The organism is Halochromatium sp. (genome assembly GCF_054919635.1).
On sequence record NZ_JBUDPI010000167.1, the window covers coordinates 1 to 7732 of the forward strand.

Annotated in this window: 8 protein-coding genes; 7 read left to right on the plus strand and 1 reads right to left on the minus strand. The window is 62.2% G+C overall.

The genetic code is table 11. The features are described 5' to 3' along the window. Nucleotides 1-14 precede the first annotated feature (14 nt). Together ACY693_RS11120 and ACY693_RS11125 are read left to right on the plus strand one after the other, a co-directional pair. Complete coding sequence (locus ACY693_RS11120) at nt 15-1577, plus strand: alpha-isopropylmalate synthase regulatory domain-containing protein (RefSeq protein WP_462321901.1); 1563 nt, start codon at nt 15-17, stop codon at nt 1575-1577. A gap of 39 nt (nt 1578-1616) precedes the next feature. Then, nucleotides 1617-1865: a hypothetical protein gene (locus ACY693_RS11125; RefSeq protein WP_462321894.1), complete on the plus strand. Its 249-nt coding sequence runs from the start codon at nt 1617-1619 to the stop codon at nt 1863-1865. 118 nt (nt 1866-1983) lie between these two features. On the opposite strand, the gene ACY693_RS11130 is transcribed toward ACY693_RS11125, so the two are convergent. Beyond that, the gene (locus ACY693_RS11130; RefSeq protein WP_462321895.1) at nt 1984-2871 is read right to left on the minus strand and encodes an alpha/beta fold hydrolase; all 888 of its coding nucleotides are present in this window, start codon (nt 2869-2871) and stop codon (nt 1984-1986) included. 128 nt (nt 2872-2999) lie between these two features. On the opposite strand from ACY693_RS11130, the gene ACY693_RS11135 reads away from it, so the two are divergent. The 5 genes from ACY693_RS11135 to ACY693_RS11155 all read left to right on the plus strand — a co-directional run bounded on the left by ACY693_RS11135 (nt 3000) and on the right by ACY693_RS11155 (nt 7551). Further along, nucleotides 3000-3383, plus strand: coding sequence for a DUF6394 family protein (locus ACY693_RS11135; RefSeq protein ID WP_462321896.1), 384 nt, complete (start codon nt 3000-3002; stop codon nt 3381-3383). A gap of 41 nt (nt 3384-3424) precedes the next feature. Then, nucleotides 3425-5143, plus strand: coding sequence for a potassium channel family protein (locus tag ACY693_RS11140; RefSeq protein WP_462321897.1), 1719 nt, complete (start codon nt 3425-3427; stop codon nt 5141-5143). After that, nucleotides 5144-5695 (plus strand): hemerythrin domain-containing protein, encoded by a 552-nt coding sequence (locus ACY693_RS11145; RefSeq protein WP_462321898.1) that lies wholly within the window; start codon nt 5144-5146, stop codon nt 5693-5695. A gap of 195 nt (nt 5696-5890) precedes the next feature. Then, entirely contained in the window at nt 5891-6946 is a 1056-nt protein-coding gene (hemH, locus tag ACY693_RS11150) for a ferrochelatase (protein ID WP_462321899.1), read from the plus strand. 164 nt (nt 6947-7110) lie between these two features. After that, a complete protein-coding gene (locus ACY693_RS11155; protein WP_462321900.1) occupies nt 7111-7551 on the plus strand; it encodes a gamma-butyrobetaine hydroxylase family protein in 441 nt (146 codons plus the stop codon). Nucleotides 7552-7732: the final 181 nt, after the last annotated feature.

The window sequence follows — 7732 nt, forward strand, 5'->3', positions numbered from 1 at the left end:
CAGACGACCAACGCATCCTGATCCTCGATACCACGCTGCGCGACGGCGAGCAGACACAAGGCGTCTCCTTTTCTCCTGATGAGAAGGTCAACATCGCCAAAGCGCTGCTCGAGCTGCTGCGTGTCGACCGCATTGAGGTTGCCTCGGCGCGAGTCTCAGAAGGCGAGCTGGCGGCGGTAGCGCAGATCATCGACTGGGCACAGGCAAAGGGGCTAGACGATCGCATTGAGGTGCTCGGCTTCGTCGACGGTGGTCGCAGCATTGACTGGATTCGACGCGCGGGCGGGCAGGTCATCAACCTGCTCGCCAAAGGCAGCGAGAAGCACTGCCGCATTCAGCTCGGCAAGTCGCCGGAGCAGCACGCCAACGATGTGCGGGCCAGTATCGCGCTCGCACGCGAGCGTGGCTTACGCGTGAATCTCTACCTCGAGGACTGGTCGAACGGCTATGCCGACAATCCCGGCTACGTCTATGCGTTGGTTGAGTCCCTTGCAGAGAGTGGTGTTGGCCATTTCATGTTGCCCGATACCCTCGGGGTGATGACTCCAGAGCGGGTGTTTGCGGCCATGTCGGACATGATCCGCCGCTTCCCGTCGAGCCGCTTTGACTTCCATCCGCACAATGACTACGGCCTGGCCACCGCCAACGTCTTTGCCGCTGCGCAGGCCGGTGCGGCTGCCGTGCACTGTACGATCAATTGTCTCGGTGAGCGTGCCGGTAACGCCTCGCTCGCGGAGGTGGTGGTGAATCTGCGCGATCAGCTCGGCTTGGAGATCGGCATTGATGAGGGCCACCTGGGCCACGTCAGCGAGCTGGTGCAGTACTTCTCGGGTAAGCGGATCGGTGACAATGCGCCGATCGTGGGTGACGACGTGTTTACCCAGACCGCTGGCATCCATGCCGATGGCGATCACAAAGGCAGCCTGTACTTCACCAAGCTATCGCCAGAGCGCTTCGGACGTCGCCGTGTCTATGCGCTTGGAAAACTGGCTGGCAAGGCCTCGCTGGTAAAGAACCTCGAGCGCATCGGTATGACCCTCTCGGAGGAGAATCAGCGCAAGGTGCTCGCGCGAATCGTCGAGCTGGGCGATTCCAAGAAGACGATCACCGCCGAGGATCTGCCATTCATCATCGCGGAGGTCCTGGAGAGCAAGGACTACAGCCACGCTGAGCTGCTCGCCTGCAATGTCTCCTCGAGCTACGGACTGGAGTCGACGGCGAGTATCAAGATCTGCCTCAGGGGTGAGCATCTGACCGCGACGGGTAGTGGCAATGGCGGCTTCGATGCGTTTAACAAGGCGCTGGCGCGGGTGGTCAAGACTCAGGGGCTGAGCCTGCCGGAGCTGGTCGACTATGAGATCCGGATACCCAAGGGTGGTCGCTCCGACGCGCTGACCGAATGTGCGATCACCTGGGCCGATGAGCGCGGCCAGTTCAAGACACGCGGCGTGCATGCCAACCAGGTCTTTGCCGCGATTGGAGCGACCATGCGCATGCTGAACCTGGTGATCCACTGGTCATTGAAGCGCACGCGGAGCTCGACCGATACCGAGGCTACCGCTGAATCCGCGGCCTGATCCTCACAAGAGCCCCACACTGACGCGACCGAATTGCCAATGAAAAAGAAGCTGAATCTCCTGCTGCTCTCTGTATTTTGGTCGTTGGTCTTGGCCCTGATCATGACCTCGATTGGTTTCCTCCACCAGGAGACCATCGATCTAACCGATGGCGCTGGGGGTGGTGTCGTCTGGTCCCGCGTGCTCTATCTCTTCGTCGGCTGGTTCGGCTTTTCGATGGTCGTGATGCTGGTTGGTGCGCTGCTTTATGTCGGCAGTACCAGGCTGCGCGGTCGAGGCAAACACTGAGTTGCAGCCGCTGTCTCGGCCTCGGTCGATCGTCGATCCGCCTCCCATCTGCCCCGAACCGGTCGCTGAGAGGGGGCAGCGGGCACTCCGGATCGCTCCAGGTCGATCCGGCTCTCGATCAGGCCGTCGCCCAGAAGCGATCCAAGACGTCGAATAGGGCTTGCGGCCGCTCCCACTGCGGGAGTCCGAGATGCGGACCGAGGCCCTCGAGCTCCCAGTTGGCTCGAAGGGAGACCATATCGTCCAGGAGCTCGAAGGTCACGTACGGGTCGCGGTCGGCGATCGCCAGCACTGGCACTGAGGTGAGCCGCGCATAGAGCTTATCGACGGCATCGCGGGTGAAGAGTTGGGTCGACAAGAAGGTCAGGGGTGCATAGCGTGCGCCCGGCTGGTGCGAGGTGGCATAGGCATAGTCCAAGAGATCCTGCGGCGGCTCGCCCTGGAAGGACTGACCGAGGTAGTAGCGGATGCTGCGTCTGGAGGCGGCCAGGTTGTACAGCCCTTGGCTCCAGAGCCGCGTGCTGAGCAGGCCCCGTAGGATGCGGCTGGCGAGCATTGAGGGCAGGACGCGCCGCGAGAAGCCCGTCGGCGAGATCAGCACCAGCGAGGCGATGCTGGCCGGGGACCCGAGCGCAGCGCGGGCGGCAAATTCGCCACTCAATGAGAGCGCGAGCAGGTCGGCCGGTGCTTGCACCACCTCTTCCAGCAAGACCCGGATCGCATTGGCGTAGAGCTCGGGCGTGTAGTCGCGATTGCCGCGCTCGGAATAACCAAAGCCTGGCAGGTCGATGCTGTAGAGCGGTCGGCTGCCGGCGTAATGCTCGAACAATGGCTTGACCTCGTAGGTGCTTGGTGCCGCATTGATGCTATGCACCAGCACCAGCGGTCGGCCCTGGCCGCGCTCGTCCTGATAGTAGGCGATGCGTCCGGCCTGTTTGGTGCGCAGCTGCGCGCGCCTGGCATTGACGGCCTCGGGCAGGGGCAAGGTCTTGGACGATTGACTCATGGCAGGGAGACGCCTTTGCGCGACTGGCAAGCTGTGGGCTCTGAGGAGAGCCGGGGGAACGGGCTGGATGATGCGTATAGCATACGTCCGGCGATCAAGACTGTGGGCATTCACCAAGGGGCTTCCTGATGAACCCGGAAAAGGTTGTCTTTGGATTCTTCATCCTGCTGGCGCTGACGCTGAACTTCGGGTTTGTCTACGGCGAGATCGACAACCCGGCGCATCATCATCCCTGGGAATACGCGGTCGTCCTGGTGGTGAATCTGATCGCGACCGTGCTCAAGCTCGGCGACCGCTCGCAGATGGGCGCAGTGCTGTTGGCGACCAGCCTGGTTGCGATGCTGCAGCTGGTCGCTGGTGCCGTGCTTTGGACCATTGCTGCACATACCTCAGCCGATGGCTTTAGTGGGGGCGATCTCTCGAGTGTGGTCTCGCTCGCCGCCGGAGCACTGGTGGCCAATGTTGTGTCTGTGATCCTGCTGATCATCGAGACGACCATGCTGCGGCGCTGAGTGGCCCGCTGCGACCTCGGCGCGAGCAGATCAGACGGCCCGTGGATAGCATCATCTTTCTCATCCTGCGGCGCATGCGCACGCCGTTGCTCACCCTGATCGTGATCTATTCGATCGCGATCGTGGGGCTGGTGCTGATCCCGGGACGCAATCCCGATGGCAGCGTCTGGCACCTGAGCATCTTTCATGCGTTCTACTTCGTCAGCTATATGTCGACGACCATCGGTTTCGGCGAGCTGCCGCGGGAGTTCAGCGATGCGCAGCGCATCTGGGTGGTGGTCTGCATCTATGCCACTGTGATCGGCTGGCTGTACTCGGTGGGCTCGATGATCGCCTTGCTGCAGGACAAGGCCCTGCGCCGGACCATGGAGGAGCATCGCTTCGCTGGTCATGTCCGGCGTATCAAAGAGGACTTCTACCTCGTCTGTGGCTACGGCCAGACCGGTAGCGGGCTAGTGCGGGCGCTGACCGATCGCACCCAGCGCGCCGTGGTGCTCGACAGCAACCCAGAGCGGATCGATCTACTCAAGCTCGAATCACTACACGAATTTGTTCCCGCGCTGCGTGCCGACGTGCGGCGCCCTGACTCGCTGTTATTGGCCGGTCTGCGCAGCCCTTACTGCGCGGGGGTGCTGGCGCTCACCTCCTCGAACGAGGTGAACCTCAAGGTGGCCCTAGCCGCCAAGCTGATGCACCCGGATGCCAAGGTGATCTGCCGTGCGGACTCGCATGATGTCGAGGCCAATATGGCCTCGTTCGGCACCGACCATATCTATGACCCATTCGATATCTTCGCCCGCTACCTGAGCACGGCGATCGATTCGCCCTGTCTGACCACCTTGCAAGACTGGCTTGGCCAATTGCGCAGTGCGATGATGCCCGAGCCGATCTATCCGCCCGCTGATGGACTCTGGATCATCTGCGGCTACGGGCGGTTCGGCAAGGCGCTCTATGCCCAGCTCGCCGATCAGGGGGTGGAGCTGATCGTCGTCGAGATGGAGCCCGAACGGACCGGACTGCCGCCGGGTCCGCTGATCAAGGGCCGTGGCACCGAGGCGGTGACGCTGGAGCAGGCCGATGTCCACCGCGCGGTGGGCATTGTTGCGGGCACCGATAACGACGCGAACAACCTTTCGATCATCATGACCGCCAAGGATCTAAACCCTGATCTGTTCACGGTGGTACGGGAGAACCAGCTCATGAACGAAGAGCTGTTCAACGCGGTCAAGGCCGATATCCTGATGCATCCGAGCCTGATCGTCGCCCAGCGCATTCGCACCTTGCTCAGCGCGCCGCTGCTCTCGGAGTTCGTCGCTCAGGCCGAGAAGGAGTCAGATGGCTGGTCCTGTGAGCTGGTCAGTCGCATCATCGCGCTGGTTGACGCGAGGCCGCCGATGCTGTGGGAGCTGCAGGTTGGTGAGGCCTTTGGTTTCGCCGCCAACGCGCTCAATCGCCAAGGCCATCAGGTGACCCTCGGCGACCTCCTGCGCGATCCACGCGATCGCGATGAGCAGTTGCCGGCGATCTGCCTGATGCACAAACGTGGCGCCCGTCATCGAGCCTTGCCGGACCTTGGTGACCGGCTATGTATGGGCGATCAGCTGCTACTCTGTGGGCGCCCAGGTGCGCGTGATTGGATGCAGTGGACGCTCAACAATCCGGCGGTGCTGACCTATGTGGTGACCGGCGTCAGCCTGCCGCGGGGCAGCGTCTGGCGTTGGCTGAAGCAACGTCTAAACCATCGTCATGAGGTGGCCTAAATGAACGATCTACTGCAGCGTCTAGACCGAGATCATCGCCGGCTCGAGCAGCTGCTTGGCCTACTCGAAGGGTTGCTTGATGAGTTCCGCGATGGGCTTGAGCCGGACTATGAGCTGATGTGTGAGCTGATGGAGTACATGATTGACTATGCAGACCAGGTCCATCATCCGAGCGAAGACCTGATCTTTGAGCGGGTGTTGGCTCAAGAAGGATCGGGACACGCGCTCCTGCAGCAATTGATCCAGCAGCATGAGGCGCTTGGCCAGGTCAACCGGCGCTTCAAGGAGTCGCTGGAGGGTATCGTGCACGAGGAGGTGCTGCGACGAGACGAGGTCGAGCGCCGGGGCCGTGCGCTGATCGCCCAGCTGCGCGAGCACATGCGCATCGAGGACGAGCAGGCGTTTCCGTTGGCCGATGCCTGCCTGCCCGAAGCGGTCTGGAGCGAACTGCTGGCGGCGGCGCCCAAGGCCCAGGACCCGGTCTTTGGTCAGGATGATCCGTTGCGTTTTCGTGCCATCTTGCGCCAGCTCAAGGGCATGCACGAGGTCTGATCCGCCGACCTGGGCTCAAGCTTGGCTGCGCACCACGGCAAGTGTGAGCTGGGGGTGAGGCCGGGGCCGAGGGCGGGGCGGAGACTGGTTAGTCTGGCGATAATTGCGCAATCCGGTTGAAACCCGGCTCCGCGCGCGCCAATCTGTGAAGCTGGTGAAGATGATCAGGGAAAACGCGCAACCCATGGGAATCCGATGAAATACAAGAGCGTTGTCGGCTTCGAGCACGACATGTCCGAGCACCTCGGCGTGCTGATGTTAAACCTCGGCACGCCAGAGGCACCGACCCCAACGGCGGTTCGCCGCTATCTAGCGGAATTTCTCAAAGACCCGCGTGTGGTCGAGGTGCCGCGGCCGGTCTGGTGGCTGATCCTGCATGGAGTCATCCTGCGCGTGCGTCCGAGCCGTTCGGCCAAGGCTTATCAGGCGGTCTGGACCGACAAGGGCTCGCCGCTGCTCGACGTCGCCCGTCGGCAGGCTGCGGGCCTACAGGCGATCCTGAGCGAACGCTTTGGCGACCATGTCCATGTCGAGCTTGGCATGCGTTACGGTAAGCCATCGGTCCCCGAAGCATTGGGCCGGCTGAAGAGCTTGAACGTGCGCCGCCTGCTGGTGCTGCCGCTCTATCCGCAGTATTCGGCAACGACCACGGCCTCGACCTTCGACGCGGTGACGAATGAGCTGACCACCTGGCGCTGGCTCCCCGAGCTGCGCTTCATCAACCACTACCACGATGAGCCCGGCTATATCGACGCGCTCTGCGATAGCATCCGTGCGGCTGCAGCCGAGAAGGGCGAGCCCGAGCGGCTGCTGTTCTCCTTCCACGGCATCCCGAAGCGCTATTTCATGGCCGGTGATCCCTACCACTGCCATTGCCATAAGACCGCGCGCCTGGTGGCCGAGCGTCTGGATCTGGACGAGGATCGATGGATGGTCTCGTTCCAGTCGCGGGTCGGTCGGGATGAATGGCTCCAGCCTTACACCGACGAAACCCTAAAGCTTTGGGGGGCTGATGGGGTCGAGAGTGTGCATGTGATCGCGCCAGGCTTCTCGGCGGATTGCCTCGAAACGCTCGAAGAGATCAACGTCGAGAATCGCAGCTACTTCATCGATGCGGGCGGCAAGGACTATCACTACATTCCTTGCCTCAACGACGATCCCGCGCATCTCGAGACGCTCGCCGGTCTGATCGAGCGTCATTGCAGCGGCTGGCCCGAGATCGAGCGGCTCTATCAGGCGCAAGCGGCCTAATACTGCGAGTTGGTGACTGCGAGTTGGTGACCTTTTTGCGCGGCAGGCCCAGGATCTGGCCTTAGGGGAATCGGCGGCTGTCGCTGTGGTGCAATCTCTGTTGCAAACCCGGTCGACGTCCGCACCTGATGCGGCAGACCCAAGCCGCACGGAGTCGACGACCGATGGAACAGCACCCGCTGCCGACTGAGATAAATCTGCATCAACAGTCTCGCATCCTCGAGATCGCCTATGACGATGGGGCGCGCTTTCGCCTCCCCTGTGAATATCTGCGTGTCTACTCGCCCTCTGCTGAGGTGCGGGGCCATACGCCAGACCAAGCCAAGCTGCAGGTTGGCAAGGAAGCGGTCAATATCACTGACTTACAGCAGGTCGGCAGCTACGCGGTGAAGATCGTCTTCGACGATGGTCACCGCTCTGGCCTCTACGACTGGCAGTACCTCTACAAGCTCGGCCGCGGATGGCAGCCGCTGTGGCTCGATTATCTGAGCCGGCTGAGCGATGCCGGGCGCAAACGTACCGCCGCTGATCCCTTTGAGGAGCTGCGCGAGCGCGGTGAGTCGCCGTCAGAGCTTCCGGCTGCAGCCGACGCGTCCGCGCCTTAGACACTCCGCATTGACCGAGGGACGTCTGGGCGCGGTTGTATAGCGTGGGGATGCGGTTCGGCGAGCAGAACGGGCGGAATTTGACCCAGGCGGATAGGGGCGGTCGAATCTGGCCCTTGTGCCGGGCACTTAGGCGATTTCTGTCAAAGCTCATACCGCCTTGCTGGTCTTTTCGCTCGCC

Coding starts and splice junctions, on each gene's coding strand:
- ACY693_RS11125 (WP_462321894.1), top strand. CDS start 1,617: ATGAAAAAGAAGCTGAATCTCCTGCTGCTCTCTGTATTTTGGTCGTTG.
- ACY693_RS11155 (WP_462321900.1), top strand. CDS start 7,111: ATGGAACAGCACCCGCTGCCGACTGAGATAAATCTGCATCAACAGTCT.
- ACY693_RS11135 (WP_462321896.1), top strand. CDS start 3,000: ATGAACCCGGAAAAGGTTGTCTTTGGATTCTTCATCCTGCTGGCGCTG.
- ACY693_RS11145 (WP_462321898.1), top strand. CDS start 5,144: ATGAACGATCTACTGCAGCGTCTAGACCGAGATCATCGCCGGCTCGAG.
- ACY693_RS11130 (WP_462321895.1), bottom strand. CDS start 2,871: ATGAGTCAATCGTCCAAGACCTTGCCCCTGCCCGAGGCCGTCAATGCC.
- hemH (WP_462321899.1), top strand. CDS start 5,891: ATGAAATACAAGAGCGTTGTCGGCTTCGAGCACGACATGTCCGAGCAC.